Below are 15,647 nucleotides of genomic sequence, written 5' to 3'. Positions count from 1 at the left end.
CCCGAAAGGCTATGAGCGACTACAAGCATACTTTGAATCTGCCCGATACCGACTTCCCGATGCGCGGCAATCTCCCCAAGCGTGAGCCGGACCAACTGGCACGCTGGAACGAGATTGACCTCTACGCGCGTCTGCGTGAAGCAGGCAAGGGCCGTCCGAGCTTCGTGCTCCACGACGGCCCTCCCTATGCCAACGGCAATATTCACATCGGTCATGCCGTCAACAAGATTCTCAAGGACATCATCGTCAAGTCCAAGACGATGGCGGGCTTCGACGCGCCTTACGTGCCGGGTTGGGACTGTCATGGTCTGCCCATCGAGCACAAGGTCGAGACGACCCACGGCAAGCATCTCGAGTCCGAGAAGGCGCGTCATCTCTGCCGTGAATACGCCGGCGTGCAGGTGGAAGGCCAGAAGCACGAGTTCATCCGTCTCGGCATCGTCGGTGACTGGGGCAATCCGTATCGCTCCATGGACTTCGCCAATGAAGCCGGTGAGATCCGTGCGCTGGCCGAGATGGTCAAGGGCGGTTATGTCTTCAAGGGCCTGAAGCCGGTCAACTGGTGCTTCGACTGCGGCTCTGCGCTGGCGGAAGCGGAAGTCGAGTACGCCGACAAGACTTCTGATGCCATCGACGTCGCCTTCGCGGCAGACGATAGCGCGGCGCTGGCCAAGGCCTTCGGCCTCGAGTCACTGAGCAAGCCGGCGGCGATCGTGATCTGGACCACCACTCCGTGGACCATCCCGGCCAACCAGGCGCTCAACGTGCACCCGGACTTCGTCTACTCGCTGGTCGACACCGGCGAGCGCCTGCTGGTGCTCGCCGAGGAACTGGTCGAGGACAGTCTGGCGCGCTTCGGCCTGAGCGGCGAGACGCTGGCGACCGTCAATGGCGCGGCGCTGGAGCTGATCAACTTCCGTCACCCGATCTACGATCGTCTGTCGCCGGTCTATCTGGCCGACTACGTCGAGACTGGCGCCGGTACCGGTATCGTCCACTCCGCGCCGGCCTACGGCGAGGATGACTTCCATACCTGCCGTCGTTACGGCATGAGCTTCGACGAGATCGAAAGCCCGGTGCAGGGCAACGGCGTCTACGTGCCGGACCTGCCGGAATTCGGTGGCCAGTTCATCTGGAAGGCCAACCCGAACATCGTCGCGCGTCTGGAAGAGCTCGGCGCGCTGATGGCGCACGAGAAGATCTCCCACAGCTACATGCACTGCTGGCGCCACAAGACGCCGGTCATCTACCGCGCGACGGCCCAGTGGTTCGTCGGCATGGACATTGCCGGCACCGACGGCGTGACCCTGCGTGACAAGGCGCTGTCCGCCATCGAGGATACCGCCTTCATCCCGGCCTGGGGTCAGGCGCGTCTGAAGAGCATGATCGCCAACCGTCCGGACTGGTGCATCTCGCGTCAGCGCAACTGGGGCGTGCCGATCCCGCTGTTCCTGCATCGCGCGACGGGGGAGCTGCACCCCGACAGCGTGGCGCTGATGGAAGCGGTCGCCGATCGCGTTGCCGAGCACGGCATCGATGCCTGGTGGTCACTCGACAGCCAGGAGCTGCTGGGCGATGAGGCCGAGAACTACGAGAAGGTCACTGACACGCTGGACGTGTGGTTCGACTCCGGGACGACCCACTGGCACGTGCTGCGTGGCTCGCACCCGCATGGTCATGAGCAAGGCCCGCGTGCCGACCTGTACCTGGAAGGCTCCGACCAGCACCGTGGCTGGTTCCACTCGTCACTGCTGACCGGCTGTGCCATCGACGGCCACGCGCCCTACAAGGCGCTGCTGACTCACGGTTTCACCGTGGATGCGCAGGGTCGCAAGATGTCCAAGTCCGTCGGCAACGTGGTCGCGCCGCAGCAGGTGATGGACAAGCTGGGCGCCGACATCCTGCGCCTGTGGGTGTCCTCCAATGATTACTCCGGCGAGATGGCCGTCTCGGACGAGATCCTCAAGCGTACCGCCGATGCCTATCGTCGTATCCGCAACACCTCGCGCTTCCTGCTGTCCAATCTGAACGGCTTCGAACCCGAGCGTGATGCGCTGGCCTTTGACGACATGCTGGCGCTGGACCAGTGGGTGGTCGATCGTGCCGCCCAGCTGCAGGCACGTGTCGAACTGGCCTACGAGGAATACCGCTTCCTCGACATCTATCAGCAGGTGCTGACCTTCTGCTCGCGTGAGCTGGGCGGCTTCTATCTGGATGTCATCAAGGACCGCCAGTACACCACGCAGCCGAACTCGCGTGCGCGTCGTAGCTGCCAGACGGCGCTGTATCACGTGATCGAGGCACTGGCACGCTGGATGGCGCCGATCCTCTCCTTCACCGGTGAAGAGATCTACGCCAACATCCCGGGCCCGCGCAAGGACACCATCTTCCTCGAGACGGCCTACACCGGCCTGACGACTCTGGCGGATGATGCGGCCATGGGGCGTGAGTTCTGGGAGCAGGTGCTGCACGTCAAGCAGGCGGTCAACAAGACGCTGGAAGGCGCGCGCAACGCCGGTCTGGTCAAGAATGGCCTGGCGGCGGAAGTCACCCTCTACGTCAATGACGAGCTCAACACGCTGCTGGCAAGTCTCGGCGACGAGCTGCGCTTCGTGATGCTGACCAGCGGCGTGACCCTGGCGCCTCTCGAGGCGGCCGGTGAGGCGGAAGAGACCGAAGTGTCCGGCCTCAAGGTGGCGGTCAAGGTCAGCGAGAATGCCAAGTGCGAGCGTTGCTGGCACCACCGTCCGGAAGTCGGCACCCTGCCGGAACATCCGACGCTGTGCAGTCGCTGCGTGACCAACCTGCCGGATGGCGAAGGCGAGACGCGTCACTTCGCTTGATCGCTGATGCGACCGCGGCATCGTTCAGCCTCCGCTGAGCGCTGATATCGAACGCCGGGCTCTGGCCCGGCGTTCGTGTCTTGCCGGTCGCAGACTCATTTCACGACAGGAAGGTAACATGACGTCTTCTTCACAAGGCCCCGCGACGGATACCCCTTCAGCCGGCAGTGAGCCGATGCGCTCGCCGCTGCGCTGGCTGTGGCTGTCGCTGGTGATCGTGGTGCTGGACCTGGCCACCAAGTGGCTGGCCAGCAGTTCGCTGGTCTATGGTCAGGCCAACGAAGTGCTGCCGATCTTCAATCTGACGCTGCTCCACAACACCGGCGCGGCGTTCAGTTTTCTGGCTGGCCATGATGGCTGGCAGCGCTGGTTGTTTGCGGGCATTGCGGTGGTGGCAGCCATCGGCCTGAGCATCTGGCTTGCGCGCCTCAAGCGTCACGAGACCTTCACCGCGCTGGGCATCGCGCTGGTGCTGGGGGGCGCGCTTGGCAATCTCTATGATCGTGTCGTGCATGGCTACGTGGTGGACTTCCTGTCCTTCCACTGGGGCAATGCCTTCTTCCCGGCCTTCAACGTGGCGGACGTCGCCATCAGCCTGGGAGCCGTGGCACTGATTCTTGAATCTTTCCGTGGCCGCTCCGAATGAGCGCCACAAGCGAGGTCAGCATGAGCGAGCATCGTATCGCCGATAACATGGAGGTCAGCCTCCATTTCCGTCTGCGTCTGGAAGACGGCACCGAGGTGGACTCCACCTTCGACAAGACACCGGCCACCTTCCAGGTGGGTGACGGCAATCTGCCGCCGGGCTTCGAGCGTTCGATCATGGGCATGGCGGCGGGCGAGACCGGCAGCTTCACGATCACGCCGGAGCATGCCTTCGGCCAGCACAATCCGCAGAACGTCCAGACCGTGGCGCGCAAGAGCTTCGATGAAGAGATCGAGGTCGGCATGGTGATGTCCTTCGCCGAGCCGTCGGGTTCGGAGCTGCCGGGCATCATCCGCGAGATCGATGAGCGTGACGTCAAGGTCGACTTCAATCACCCGCTGGCCGGGCGTACCCTGACCTTCGAGGTCGAGGTACTGTCAGTCGCCCCCGCGACCACGCACTGAGTCTACTATCAAAAGGTGCGCTCCCCGTGAGCGCACCTCGCCATCAAGCGGAGCCTGTCATGCAGATCAAGCTGGCCAACCCGCGCGGTTTCTGCGCCGGAGTGGATCGCGCCATCGATATCGTCAACGGGGCGCTCGACGTGTTCGGGCCGCCGATCTACGTGCGTCACGAGGTGGTGCACAACCGTTTCGTGGTCGACTCCCTCAAGGAGCGCGGCGCCATCTTCGTCGAGGAACTGCACGAAGTGCCGGATGACGTCATCGTCATCTTCTCGGCACACGGCGTCTCGCGTGCCGTGCAGGAAGAGGCCGAGCGTCGCAACCTCAAGGTCTTCGATGCCACCTGTCCGCTGGTGACCAAGGTGCACATGGAAGTCCTGCGCTATGCGCGCAAGGGCCAGGATTGCGTGCTGATCGGTCATGAGGGCCACCCGGAGGTCGAGGGCACCATGGGCCGCTATGACACTTCCAAGGGTGGCACCATCCATCTGGTGGAAGACGAGTCCGATGTGGCGCGTCTGGAGGTCAAGGACCCGGAGCAGCTGGCCTTCGTCACCCAGACCACGCTCTCGATGGATGACACGGCGCGCGTGATCGACGCGCTGCGCGAACGCTTCCCGGCGATTCAGGGCCCGCGCAAGGATGACATCTGCTACGCGACCCAGAATCGCCAGGACGCCGTGCGCATGCTGGCGGAAGCCTGCGATGTGGTGCTGGTGGTCGGCAGCCCCAACAGCTCCAACTCCAATCGCCTGCGCGAACTGGCCGAGCGCATGCAGACCCCGGCCTGGTTGATCGACGATGCGCAGCAGATCGAGGCCAGCTGGCTCGAGGGGATCGGCAGCATCGGCATCACCGCCGGGGCCAGTGCCCCCGAAGTGCTGGTGCAGGGAGTGATCGATCGTCTGATGGCGCTGGGAGCCTCGGCGCCCGAGGAGCTCGAGGGCCAGGAGGAAAACATCGTCTTCTCGATGCCCAAGGAGCTCAAGGAGCGCTTGATCGCCTCGGATCAGATCCGCGAGCTGTAACGCCTTGTAAGTTTCTGCCAGTGAAGAAGCCGCGACCCTGTCGCGGCTTTTTTATGTGCGCCATTCGCATTTTGCCATTCAATTCAGCAGTTTCTTGTATAAGCAACGGCATTCTTGAGCACGATCGTTGATCAAAATGGTGCGTATTGAAAAAAAATGTAATGCGCAGTTACCAAAATGATACATAATAGAGGTATGGTTCGTACTCTGGAGAATTCCCCATGCCACGACTGTTCTCGGTCACCGGTGTCAGCAGTGCAGGTGCACGCCGCAAGCCGAGACCGGGGCGCGGGGCAGCTGGCAGGCGTCGGTCTCAGGGCTTCACTCTGATCGAGATGATGATGGTGGTCGCGATCATCGGCATTCTGGCGGCGGTCGCCATTCCCTCCTATCTCGGTTATGTGGAGCGCAGCTGGCGCTCGTATGCCCAGCAGGCGCTGGGGCAGCAGGCCAGACAGCTGCATGGCTTCTACTACCAGAATTTTTCCGAGGCGCCCGTGGGGGATGATGACCAGCCGACGGATGGCGTCAGCCGTATAGAGGACAGCGGTGGCAATCTTCGCTACCTGATCACGTATCGCAGTCTGTCTGCCTCGGACTTCGTCCTGCAGGCGACGCCTCAAGGGGCACAACTCAATGATGACTGCGGCGTGCTGTGGATGGACCAGGACATGAATACCGGTGCCGAAGGAGGAGGTCGGTGCTGGTGATGGTGGGCCCCAGAAGACAGACTCGAGTCCGGCATGGCCGGTCGACCCTCAGCGGCAAGGAGAAGTATCTCTCATGCGCCAATCCCGTGGTTTCACCCTGATCGAGCTGGTCGTGACAGTGGCGATCATTGCCATCATCGCGACCTGGGCGGTGCCGGCCTGGCAAGGCCTGGTGCAGCGCTCTCAGGTGGAGTCCGATGTGCGTGCCCTGACCCATGCGCTCGGCATGGCGCGCAGCACCGCCACCACGCGCGGTGTGGATGTGAGTGTCTGTCCCTATGCGCCGAGCGTCGCCACCCCCAATCCCACGACCTGCGACGATGACTGGGCGAATGGCTGGGTTGTCTATGTCGGGAATGCTTCCAACTTCACCCTCGACGACCGCCTTTGGATCCATCAGGACAGCAATGCGGTTGCCCAGTCGGGCGGCGCCGCCAGGATCACCTACAACGATCGCGGCACGCTGACTAGTGGCAACAGTACGCTGGTGTTCTGTGCGGCATCCGATGCTACCTCTGTGGTAGTGGCGCCTTCAGGCCGTGTACGCCTTGAATCAGGAGGGGACTGCTCATGACAGCATCGTTGATGATCACATCCCTCAAGCAAGCCCTGCAGCCGCGAGCGCTGAGGAAGACATTGCTGTCTCGCCTGCAGCGGCGGCGTTCCGCTCGGCATTCACAGCGCGGCGTCGGCCTGATCGAGGCGCTGGTCGCGGTCATGCTGCTGGGGGTTTCCCTGCTGGGGCTGGGGTTGTTGCAAGTTCAGACGCTTCAACATCAGCGCGTCAGCTACAGCAATACCGTGGCACAACTGCTGTCGCTGGACTTGGCTGAGCGTATCCGCGCCAACCTTGAGGCCATCGATCAATATGATGATGCCGACACCACCAATGCGCCGGCGGATGGATGCAGCTCGGACTGCGTGCCCGCAGAGCTGGCGGACCAGGACATCATTGATTGGCGTGACGCCATCATCGGCTCCACGCTGACCAGCGGCGTCGGCAGCGTGGAAGTCGACGAGCGTGTTGTTGGCGGCGCCGGTATCGGCGTTCACGATGTCAGTGTCCAGGTGCAGTGGAGTGACCCCATCAGCGGGGGAGTTGACCAGCAGACCTATCGTTTCGAGGTAGAGCCATGAATCGCTGTTCCCCTGCATCGGTCCGCCGACGCTTCGCCCCCGACACCGCCCGTCCGCATGGCTTGAAACGCCAGGCGGGCGTGGGGCTTGTCGAGCTGATGATCAGCCTGGTGCTGGGGCTGTTGATCACGGCGATGGCCGTGCAGATGTTCTCGACCTCACGCAGCACCGTGAGCACCCAGGAGGCGCTTTCCTATCTGCAGGAATCGGCCCGCTACGTGTCCTTCCGGCTCCAGCCGCTGATGCGCAATGTGGGCTACGCAGGCTGTGCCAATAGCCGCGATATCACCAATGCCAGCTCGGTGGATGCCTCCCATGACCTCACGGCGCCCTTCGGGGGGCAGCAGCGTACCCAGCGGGGCCTCAGCTATTTCAATCTGACGTTCGTCGCTGCCAGCAAGGACGGCGATGAAACCACGCTGACCAGCAGCATGACGTCGCTGGGCGGCCCGCTGTCCGTGCGCAACGGTAGCGAAGATGCCTTCGTGACCAACGAGTATGCACTGGTCAGTGATTGCAGCAGCACCGATGTCTTCAGGGTGTCGGGCACCACCCAGGGCAATGTGGAAACCAACGACACCCTGTCACGTTCCTACGGCAGCTCTCAGTCCTCGAATGCCTATCTCTACCCGGTGCAGGCCTGGGAGCTGCGGCTGGATGACCAGGCCAACGATTCTTCGGTGCGTGCACTGTATATCGACCGTATCGATGCCGCTTTCGCACGCGAAGAACTGGCCTCCGGCGTACAGGGCTTCGATGTCAGTTTCAGCCTGGATACCACCGGCAATGGCAGTGTCGATCGTGTCAAGGTGCCGGCCGCCACGGTGCGCAGCGAAGGCCGTTGGGATGAGGTGCGCCGTATCGAGATCGCACTCACGCTCGAGAGCCTGCCGGGAGTGGTGCCGGGCGGGGATAACGATGGGCGTTTGACGCGAACCTTCAATCTCACGTTCACACCGCGCAATCTGCAACTGAGGGGCAGCTGATGAATACATCGTCTTCAACGTCCAGGGTCTGCGCGGTCACCCGGGGGCCAGCACGTCAGCAAGGCATCGCCTTGCTGATCGTATTGATCATGCTGGTCGTGATCGGCCTGCTGGCCGTGACCGGGGTCGAGGACAGTCAGCTGCAGACACGCATGGCCGTCAACAGCCGCAACTTCGAGCAGTCCTATTACAACGCGGAAACCAGCCTGAGCATCGGTGAGCGTGCGCTGCAGGAAAGCCTGGAGGATGGCACCTGGAGCCTGGACAGCTTCGATGACTCGGCCGGCCTGATGCTGGCACTGCCCGAGGATGCACCGCCGATCAACCCGCTCTCGGAAGCGGATTGGCAAGCCAGCGGTATCCAGACGCTGGACAGTGATACCGGTGCGGTCATCGGGGCCTATGTGATCGAGTATCTGGGCAAGGTCGGCGAGCCGCCGCTGAATGCCAGCAACGAAGTGAATGCGGTGGGCACGCGCCTGGATGCCTTCCGTATCAACGCGATGGGCACGGGGGGCGGCAATGGTGCCTCCTGGACAGTAGTGCAAAGCGAGATGGAACTGGGCCCTTACTTCTGAGAGGAGCATGAATATGCGTTATCTGCTGAGTGGTGCCCTGTGCCTTGTCGCCTTGCCCTGTCTGGCGGCCCCCGGGGAAATCGCCCGCGCCCCGGTCACGGAAGCGACCGGGGTTCAGCCCAATATCCTGTTCATTCTGGATGATTCGGGCAGCATGGCCTGGGAGGACACTCTCAACAAGGGAGTGGAACACTGGGGGTATCAGCCGGCTTCCTCGGTGCTTGGGAACTCCGGGGTCTACTCGATCAATGCCGGGGTCGTCAGCCATCGCACCCAGAACACCATCGCTCGGGCCATCGGCTCGTGCAATGGTTTCAATGTGCTGGCCTACGATCCGGAGCTGACCTACACCCCTTGGGCGGGCAAGGACCGCTTTGGGGTGGAGTACGCAGATGCCACGTTGTTGACGGCGCGTTCAAATCCTTATGAGCCGACGTCCACCGTCAACCTCACCGGGGTCTACTACATGCCCTGGACGGATAATGATGGTGATGGAGAGTATGACTTCGAGGAGTGTGGCCTCTATCAAAGCGGCAGCAGCCTCTATGTGGACAACACACGTCAGACCTACATCAACCAGCAGTCCGCCGCGCAGAAGACCAACTTCGCCAACTGGTTCACGTATTACCGTGACCGCATGTCCGTGGCCAAATCCGCCATGGCCGGCGTGATCGACGCCAACGAGTCCCGGGTCGGGCTACGTACCATCCAGGGTCGCAACAATCGCAACGTTGCGGACATGACGGATGTCGATGAGCGTGAAGACCTGCTGGAGGAGCTGTTTACCGCCTATCCCTCCGGTGGCACCCCTCTGCGTACCGCGCTCAAGAATGCCGGTGAGTATTATTCCAGCACTGGAAGCAATGCTCCCATCCTGAGTGCGGATGAGGGCGGCATGTGCCAGCAGAACTATTCCATCATGATGAGCGATGGCTACTGGAATGGCTCCAGCCCCAGTGTCGGCAACGTCGATGGTGGCAGCGGTGATCACATCAGTGCCAGTCACCGTGACAGCCATTCCAATACGCTTGGCGATGTCGCGATGAAATATTATCGCGAGGACCTGCGGACTGACTTGATCGACAGCGTGCCTACCATACCGGGAGTGGATGAAAACTCCGCTCAGCACATGGTGACCTACACCGTCGCTTTCGGTGTGGATGGCTCGCTGTCCGAGAACCCTGCTGATCTCGAGTCTGCCTTCACCTGGCCGCAGCCTTCCGCCAATACCAATACCACCATCGATGATCTGCGCCATGCGGCCTGGAACGGACGTGGTGAATATCTCAGCGCCGCCAATCCGCAGGCATTGATTGATGCGCTGAACAATATCGCGCAGTCCATCGCAGGGCGCGCGGCCAGCACCGGTAGCCTGGACATCAGCAGTGGTGGGCAGACCAGCGGCGCTTATGTGATCCAGACCATCTATGATCCCGCCGATTGGTCGGGCGATGTCGTTGCACGCAAGATCGGCACCAATGGCGCCTTGAGCGCCACCTCGGACTGGTCCGTCGCGGAGTGGTTGCGTGACGATGATAGCCGTAGCTCCAGCCGCAAGGTGATCACCTACAACCCGGGGATCTCCGAAGTGGATGAAAAGGCGTTCTTCTTCAATATCGAGGAGGCCGGATCACTGGAGGCCGAACAGGTACTGGACCTCGTGGGCTTCCTCGATGAGACCCTGCTGTCAGAAACACTGCTGGCAACGCTGCGGAGAACCGTCCGGGATGATGACGACGACGACGACGACGACGACGACGACGATGATGATGGCATTCTTGGCGGAGTCGGCTCAGTGGTCGGAGGCGTCACCAGTGGCGTGACTCAGCTGACGGGACGCGTCCTGGATACTACCGGTACCTTCCTGAAGCTGGATGGCGCTAACCTTGGTGTCAGAACGTCGGATCTCGAGAATCTGATCGGCTACCTCAAGGGTGATGATGCCTACGAAGGCACCTTGTTCCGCGAGCGTGACGACAACTATCTCGGAGATATCGTGCATGCCTCGCCGGCGATCGTCGGGCCGCCTTCGGCCAGCTATCGCAATGACATGGAAGTGTCTTCGTACCGCTCCTTCAAGACGCTGTATGAGGAGCGCCAGAACATGATCTACATCGGTGCCAACGACGGCATGCTGCACGCCATCGACATGGAGACCGGTGAAGAGAAGTTCGCCTACATGCCGTATGCCGCCTTCAGCATCGAGAGCGGGCGCGGTATTCGCCAGCTCGCTGATCAGAACTATGTGCACCAGTACTATGTCGATGCCACTCCGGTCGCGCGTGACGTGCATGTCCAGTTGGGGGATGAGGATGCGCCCGGTTGGCACTCGGTCCTGCTGGGTGGGCTGGGCGCTGGTGGCAAGGCGGTCTACATGCTGGATATCACCGATCCTGAAGGCTTCGAGTCATTGGGTGAATCCGACGGCACCTCGCCGGCCGAGATCGTGCAGTGGGAATTCACGCACGAGGACCTCGGCTATACCTTCAGCGATATTCAGGTAGCGCGTCTGGATGACGGCAAGTGGTATGCCATCTTCGGCAATGGCTACAACGCCGACAGCGATGGGCGTGCCAAGTTGTTCATCGTGGACCTGGAAGACCCCGACAACTATGCGCTGCTGGATTCTCAACAGGGCAGCAATGCCGGTGGATCGTGCACCTCTGGCAGCAGTGACTGCAATGGCATGTCGAGCCCTGAGCTGGCCGACGTCGATGCCGATGGCATCACCGACTGGGTCTATGCCGGCGATCTGCATGGCAATGTCTGGGTGTTCGACATGCGCGAGTTCTCGCTGAGCAACATCGGCAGCAGCGAAATGTCGCGTCTGTTCCAGTCATGTGCCGTTGCCTTGAACAGCACGTCATCGACCTGTCCGGCAGCTTCCCGACAGCCCATCACATCGCGGGTAGCCGTGGCACGCAGCGGTGTCTTCAACAGCACCGTCGATACGCCGTACCTGAATGTGTACTGGGGCACCGGGCAATTGCTGACGCTGCAGGATGCGGTCGATACCTCGACGCAATCCTTCTACAGCGTGCTGCATACCGGGTCTTCGACTCGCCGTCATCATGGCCAGCTGGAAAAGCAGAGCTTCTCCAATATCAGCGGCGTGAGTGACGCGCGGACGGTCACGGGGGTAGGCGTCGATTATTCCAATCAGAACAACAATGGTATGCAGTACGGCTGGTACCTGGAGCTACCGGACTCCGGTGAGCGTCTGGTGACCATCCCGGCTGTCCGTGGTGATCTGATTGTCTTCAATACCACCATCCCGGGCTCCAATGGCCCCTGTACTGGCGGTGCCAGTGGTTGGCTGAATGCGCTCAGCTTGCGCAACGGCCTGCAGCCGGTACGCAGTTACAACAATGTGCAGCAGGTCTTTGATTACAACGATGATGGCGAGGTCAACGCGAGCGACAACGTCAATAATCAGGTCGTACTCTCGATCAAGACAGAAGGCGAGCCCACCTCACCGAAATTCCTGGGTGATACCCAGTATGTCGGTCAGGGTGGCACCAATCAGGTGGTCGAAATGGCCATGGACTTCGGGATCGATGGGCTGGAAGGCCGTAGTGCCTGGTATCAGCTGCGCTAGGAGAGAGACCATGAAGACATCACGACTCAAGCTGACTGGTAGTGGACTGATGCTGGCGGCGGGCTTGCTCTTCACGAGCTGGGGCTCCCAGGCCCTGGCGGAAGATGCCCCAATTCCGCTGGTCATGGAGCAGAGCGTCACCGGCGTCATCGACGAGCGAGAGGGGGATCAGCTGCTCGTCGACGACATGGGGTTCGTGCTTCAGCCGGATAGCCGGATACTCAATCGCAATGGGCGCGAGCTGAAGGCCTTCCACCTCACGCCGGGGCAGGAGGTCGAGGTGCGCTTCGACCCACGTGGTGAGCCGAAGCAGGTCATCGACATCACGCTGCTGCGTCGGGGGCGCTGATGATCAGGCGAACAGGGGGGGGGCGGGCACAAGGCGGCTTCGGTCTGCTGGAACTCATGATTGCCGTGGCCATCATCGGCATTCTGGCGGCGATCGCCTATCCCAGCTACCAGGATCAGGTGGAGCGTTCACGTCGCACCGACGCCACCACCGCCTTGCTGGCACTGGCCCAGACCCAGGAGCGCATCATGGCAACCTGCGGTGAATACGCGACGGCCAGCGTGACAGCGGCGACCAGCTGTGGAGATGCGCTCGGAGGCGGTGGCGGTGGTATCGGGCTGGGACAGGCAGATGCCGTCAGCGAGGAAGGCTTCTACAACCTGGCCGTCGCAGGGGATGCAGACAGCTATACCCTGACTGCCACTGCTACCGGCAGTCAGGCCAATGATGAGGACTGCGCCACCTTTACGCTCACGGAGTTGGGAGTGAAGGGAGCGGCAGTTCTTGAGGACTCGGAAGATACCGATAGCAGTGATTGTTGGTAGGCACTGACAGCCGACATTGCATGGCAAGCGCCTGAAGCCTCGATCTACGATGATCGGGGCTTTTTTTGTCTGGTGGATGAGGTTCAGTCGAGAAATATGGAATAACGGTGATTATGGGGAGTTTTCGGAATGATGGGTAATTTTGTGTAACATAATGATTCCATCTGTGGTTCATAGACGTTAAATTGCCCAATTTCACGCCCTGCAGGGTGCTTTGGCCTGCGTGGCTTTCAGGGGTAAGACGATGCAGCTTTTTCCTGCACTTCGGCATGGATGTCAGCAGGGCCGCCAGCAAGGCTTCACGTTGATTGAGCTGATGATCACGCTGGCCATTCTCGTGATCACGATCACGATTGCCGTCCCCGCCTGGCAGGGGGTGGTCGCGCGCAACGCCGTCACCGGCACGGCCGAGACGCTCGTGTCTTCCATCAACTATGCGCGTAGCGAGGCGGTGGCCAGCGGCAACGACATCACGCTCTGCCCCCTGAATGCGCAGGGTGACGCCTGCATGAATTCCACCAGCTGGAGCAATGGCTGGGCGGTGGTGCAGGGCAGTCAGGCCGAGGCACGGGCGTCGCTGGGCGATGACCTGTTGCGCGTGTTTGATGCCGCCATCACCGTGCAGGCGGGTGTTGCCGGCGTGACTTTCGATGATCAGGGCGCGACCTCTGATTCCACCTGGTTGTTGATCTGCGATCAGTCGGGCGGGCAGGGCCATCGCCAGCTTGAATTGACTCCCATCGGACGAGTATTGACGGAGACTTATGGCAGCGATGACCAGAGTTGCTGAGCTTGGCGTGTCCCGTGCAAGCGGTAGCCAGCAAGGTACCAGCCTGCTGGAGGCGTTGATCGCTCTGCTGTTGATGGGGCTGACATTGCTGGGGTTCGGGCTCATGCAGATGGAAAGTCTGCAGGCCAACAACGAGAGTTACGCGCGTACCGAAGCCCGTATTCTCCTGGTCAGCATGGCTGAGCGGATTCAAGCCAATCCCGATGGCGTGGATGACTACGATGGGCTTTCCACTGCGGGGGCAGGAAATCCGGGCGGTTGTCCCTGCAGTGTTGCCGAGCTAGCGGCCCGTGATGTGGCGGTGTGGGCGGACAGGCTTGAGGACAGCAGTCTGAACGCGCCGGTCGGGTCCATCGCCAGCAGCGGCAGTGACCTTCTCACCCTGACTCTCGGCTGGAGCGGTGCCGCGCAGCTCGGGCAGAACGAAGACAGCATGGACGCCGATGCTCAGGCGTTGAGCGAGACCCTACAGATACGAGTGGTGCCCTGATGTCGTCGAAAGCCTCCCTCTCGCTGCGAGCCTTCGCGTCGCGCTCGCCTCGGGCGCCGCGCTCGATTCCCTCACGGCGTGCCCAGCAGGGCGTCGGCCTGGTCGAATTGATGCTGGCGCTGGTGCTGGGACTGTTCATTTCCGCCATGGCGCTGGAATACTTTCTGGCCTCGCGCTCGACCCTCAACACCACGTCTGCCGTGTCTTACCTGCAGGAGTCTGCACGCCACGTCACACGCCGCCTGCAGCCATTGGTGCGCAATGCCGGCTTTTCCGGCTGTGCGTCGGTGAGCAGTGTCAGTGATGGCACCGGGAGCCATGCGCTGTCCGATTCTCCTCTGACGGCCGAGTCCGACACGGTGGCGGGGATCACCTACGACCGTCTGGCCTTGCAGGTACCGGCGCTGGGAACGCAGCGCGGTTGGCAGCTCGGGGCGAGCGTCGCCCAGGGCGATACCTCGCTGACCCTGGAGGACTACACCTCCGGCACGTTGGAGACGGATAGCGTCGTGCTGATCAGCGACTGTGAGAGCGGCGACATCGCACGCCTCTCGGGCGATGGCAACAACTCGCTCGATCTGTCGAGCGCCGTCGAGCACGGCTATGGCGGCACCATACAGACCCAGGCATATGTCTATCCGCTGCAGCGTTGGTACCTGTTGCTGTCACAGGCCGATGACGACTCCCCCGTTCGGCTCTGCCTGAACGGCGAGGATGTCGATGGCGACCCGGCAGCAGGCTGTGGCGAAGAAGTGGCGCGATACGTCGAAGCGTTGGACCTGACCTTCGATACGGCCTCCGGCAGCGGTAGCGCGAGTCGCTTTGCCGTGGAGCGCAGCGTGGCGGAAGTGGAAGCCGCGAACGACTGGAGCAGCGTCAGACGGATCCACATCAGCCTGACCCTCAAGACGCCGCCGACGATCAACGTCGAGGGTGAGGGGAACGGTGAGTTGCAACGCACCTTCGATATCACCCTGAGCCCGAGGAATATCGGTCTATGAACCAGGCAAGTTCTTCCAGGCCGCCACGCCAGCAAGGCATGGCATTGCTGGTCGTGCTGATCATGCTGATCGTGGTGGGCGTGATGGCGGTGACAGGCAATGAAGATACCCAGTTGCAGACCCGCATGTTGATGAATACCCAGTTCTACGACAACGCCTACGCGGAGGCCGAGAGCCTTCAGCAACAGGCTGAGAGTCGTCTGCTCGAGGGGGAGCTGACCCTGGATGATTTCGGTGGGGACGGCTTCTATGACGTCACGGCGGGGGAGGACCTGGACTTCGATCCTCTGCAGGCAGACGCCTGGGAGGGGGAAGGTGTCTTGAGTGGTGATGCGGCTGACAACGGCAACTATGTCATCGAGTATCTCGGAGAGACGACGGAAGGCGTTCTGAATGACGATAACCTGAGCAGCAGTCAGTTGTTGAATGCCTTCCGCATCACGGCCGCCGGTTGGAGTCTTGAGAGCGCAGGTGACCCTGATAGCAAGAAGCGTGCACTGGCAGTGGTGCAAAGCGAAATCATGATGGCCGATTGAAGGGAA

General features: G+C 61.6%; 16 protein-coding genes. All 16 read left to right on the top strand.

All coding sequences use genetic code 11. From position 1 onward, the window contains the following. Window positions 1–11: 11 nt before the first annotated feature. The 16 genes from ileS to LCW13_RS16210 all read left to right on the top strand — a co-directional run bounded on the left by ileS (window position 12) and on the right by LCW13_RS16210 (window position 15,641). A complete protein-coding gene (gene ileS, locus LCW13_RS16295; protein WP_131432822.1) occupies window positions 12–2,843 on the top strand; it encodes an isoleucine--tRNA ligase in 2,832 nt (943 codons plus the stop codon). Window positions 2,844–2,961: 118 nt separating this feature from the next. Next, a complete protein-coding gene (gene lspA, locus LCW13_RS16290) occupies window positions 2,962–3,489 on the top strand; it encodes a signal peptidase II (RefSeq protein ID WP_054556926.1) in 528 nt (175 codons plus the stop codon). A 20-nt stretch (window positions 3,490–3,509) separates the two neighbouring features. Beyond that, the gene (gene fkpB, locus LCW13_RS16285; protein ID WP_043335961.1) at window positions 3,510–3,953 is read left to right on the top strand and encodes an FKBP-type peptidyl-prolyl cis-trans isomerase; all 444 of its coding nucleotides are present in this window, start codon (window positions 3,510–3,512) and stop codon (window positions 3,951–3,953) included. Between the two features lie 59 nt (window positions 3,954–4,012). Further along, entirely contained in the window at window positions 4,013–4,981 is a 969-nt protein-coding gene (gene ispH / locus LCW13_RS16280; RefSeq protein WP_052384823.1) for a 4-hydroxy-3-methylbut-2-enyl diphosphate reductase, read from the top strand. A 221-nt stretch (window positions 4,982–5,202) separates the two neighbouring features. Continuing rightward, complete coding sequence (locus LCW13_RS17495) at window positions 5,203–5,691, top strand: type IV pilin protein (protein WP_318527667.1); 489 nt, start codon at window positions 5,203–5,205, stop codon at window positions 5,689–5,691. A 73-nt stretch (window positions 5,692–5,764) separates the two neighbouring features. Continuing rightward, complete coding sequence (locus tag LCW13_RS16265; protein WP_192839470.1) at window positions 5,765–6,265, top strand: GspH/FimT family pseudopilin; 501 nt, start codon at window positions 5,765–5,767, stop codon at window positions 6,263–6,265. Then, window positions 6,262–6,828, top strand: coding sequence for a type IV pilus modification protein PilV (gene pilV / locus LCW13_RS16260; protein ID WP_225347389.1), 567 nt, complete (start codon window positions 6,262–6,264; stop codon window positions 6,826–6,828). Before LCW13_RS16265 ends, pilV begins: the two co-directional genes overlap by 4 nt. Next, a complete protein-coding gene (locus LCW13_RS16255; protein WP_225347388.1) occupies window positions 6,825–7,814 on the top strand; it encodes a hypothetical protein in 990 nt (329 codons plus the stop codon). The genes pilV and LCW13_RS16255 overlap by 4 nt, the downstream gene beginning before the upstream one ends. A 71-nt stretch (window positions 7,815–7,885) precedes the next feature. Then, the gene (locus LCW13_RS16250) at window positions 7,886–8,392 is read left to right on the top strand and encodes a pilus assembly PilX family protein (protein WP_052384819.1); all 507 of its coding nucleotides are present in this window, start codon (window positions 7,886–7,888) and stop codon (window positions 8,390–8,392) included. 13 nt (window positions 8,393–8,405) lie between these two features. Then, a complete protein-coding gene (locus LCW13_RS16245) occupies window positions 8,406–11,990 on the top strand; it encodes a pilus assembly protein (protein ID WP_225347387.1) in 3,585 nt (1,194 codons plus the stop codon). A 10-nt stretch (window positions 11,991–12,000) separates the two neighbouring features. Continuing rightward, window positions 12,001–12,339 carry a hypothetical protein gene (locus LCW13_RS16240; RefSeq protein ID WP_043335952.1) on the top strand — a complete coding sequence of 113 codons (339 nt, stop codon included), beginning with the start codon at window positions 12,001–12,003 and terminating at the stop codon, window positions 12,337–12,339. A 56-nt stretch (window positions 12,340–12,395) separates the two neighbouring features. Further along, entirely contained in the window at window positions 12,396–12,824 is a 429-nt protein-coding gene (locus LCW13_RS16230; protein ID WP_054556933.1) for a type IV pilin protein, read from the top strand. 244 nt (window positions 12,825–13,068) lie between these two features. Then, window positions 13,069–13,614, top strand: a complete 546-nt coding sequence (locus LCW13_RS16225) for a GspH/FimT family pseudopilin (protein ID WP_215824657.1) — start codon at window positions 13,069–13,071, stop codon at window positions 13,612–13,614. After that, window positions 13,598–14,104: a hypothetical protein gene (locus tag LCW13_RS16220; protein ID WP_131432817.1), complete on the top strand. Its 507-nt coding sequence runs from the start codon at window positions 13,598–13,600 to the stop codon at window positions 14,102–14,104. Before LCW13_RS16225 ends, LCW13_RS16220 begins: the two co-directional genes overlap by 17 nt. After that, window positions 14,104–15,105 (top strand): PilW family protein, encoded by a 1,002-nt coding sequence (locus LCW13_RS16215; protein ID WP_225347386.1) that lies wholly within the window; start codon window positions 14,104–14,106, stop codon window positions 15,103–15,105. Before LCW13_RS16220 ends, LCW13_RS16215 begins: the two co-directional genes overlap by 1 nt. After that, window positions 15,102–15,641 carry a pilus assembly PilX family protein gene (locus LCW13_RS16210; protein WP_225347385.1) on the top strand — a complete coding sequence of 180 codons (540 nt, stop codon included), beginning with the start codon at window positions 15,102–15,104 and terminating at the stop codon, window positions 15,639–15,641. The genes LCW13_RS16215 and LCW13_RS16210 overlap by 4 nt, the downstream gene beginning before the upstream one ends. The last annotated feature ends 6 nt before the right edge of the window (window positions 15,642–15,647 follow it).

The sequence above is a fragment of the Cobetia amphilecti genome, from assembly GCF_020217465.1.
In the GTDB taxonomy this organism is placed as follows: Bacteria; Pseudomonadota; Gammaproteobacteria; order Pseudomonadales; family Halomonadaceae; genus Cobetia; species Cobetia amphilecti.
This window is presented reverse-complemented; position numbering and strand designations above follow the sequence as displayed.

Excerpts from the sequence above, each read along its gene's own strand:
- ileS (WP_131432822.1), top strand. The coding sequence starts at position 12 with ATGAGCGACTACAAGCATACTTTGAATCTGCCCGATACCGACTTCCCG.
- LCW13_RS16210 (WP_225347385.1), top strand. The coding sequence starts at position 15,102 with ATGAACCAGGCAAGTTCTTCCAGGCCGCCACGCCAGCAAGGCATGGCA.
- LCW13_RS16265 (WP_192839470.1), top strand. The coding sequence starts at position 5,765 with ATGCGCCAATCCCGTGGTTTCACCCTGATCGAGCTGGTCGTGACAGTG.
- pilV (WP_225347389.1), top strand. The coding sequence starts at position 6,262 with ATGACAGCATCGTTGATGATCACATCCCTCAAGCAAGCCCTGCAGCCG.
- LCW13_RS16225 (WP_215824657.1), top strand. The coding sequence starts at position 13,069 with ATGCAGCTTTTTCCTGCACTTCGGCATGGATGTCAGCAGGGCCGCCAG.
- LCW13_RS16220 (WP_131432817.1), top strand. The coding sequence starts at position 13,598 with ATGACCAGAGTTGCTGAGCTTGGCGTGTCCCGTGCAAGCGGTAGCCAG.
- LCW13_RS16245 (WP_225347387.1), top strand. The coding sequence starts at position 8,406 with ATGCGTTATCTGCTGAGTGGTGCCCTGTGCCTTGTCGCCTTGCCCTGT.
- ispH (WP_052384823.1), top strand. The coding sequence starts at position 4,013 with ATGCAGATCAAGCTGGCCAACCCGCGCGGTTTCTGCGCCGGAGTGGAT.
- LCW13_RS16215 (WP_225347386.1), top strand. The coding sequence starts at position 14,104 with ATGTCGTCGAAAGCCTCCCTCTCGCTGCGAGCCTTCGCGTCGCGCTCG.
- lspA (WP_054556926.1), top strand. The coding sequence starts at position 2,962 with ATGACGTCTTCTTCACAAGGCCCCGCGACGGATACCCCTTCAGCCGGC.
- LCW13_RS16255 (WP_225347388.1), top strand. The coding sequence starts at position 6,825 with ATGAATCGCTGTTCCCCTGCATCGGTCCGCCGACGCTTCGCCCCCGAC.
- LCW13_RS17495 (WP_318527667.1), top strand. The coding sequence starts at position 5,203 with ATGCCACGACTGTTCTCGGTCACCGGTGTCAGCAGTGCAGGTGCACGC.
- LCW13_RS16230 (WP_054556933.1), top strand. The coding sequence starts at position 12,396 with ATGATTGCCGTGGCCATCATCGGCATTCTGGCGGCGATCGCCTATCCC.
- fkpB (WP_043335961.1), top strand. The coding sequence starts at position 3,510 with ATGAGCGAGCATCGTATCGCCGATAACATGGAGGTCAGCCTCCATTTC.
- LCW13_RS16240 (WP_043335952.1), top strand. The coding sequence starts at position 12,001 with ATGAAGACATCACGACTCAAGCTGACTGGTAGTGGACTGATGCTGGCG.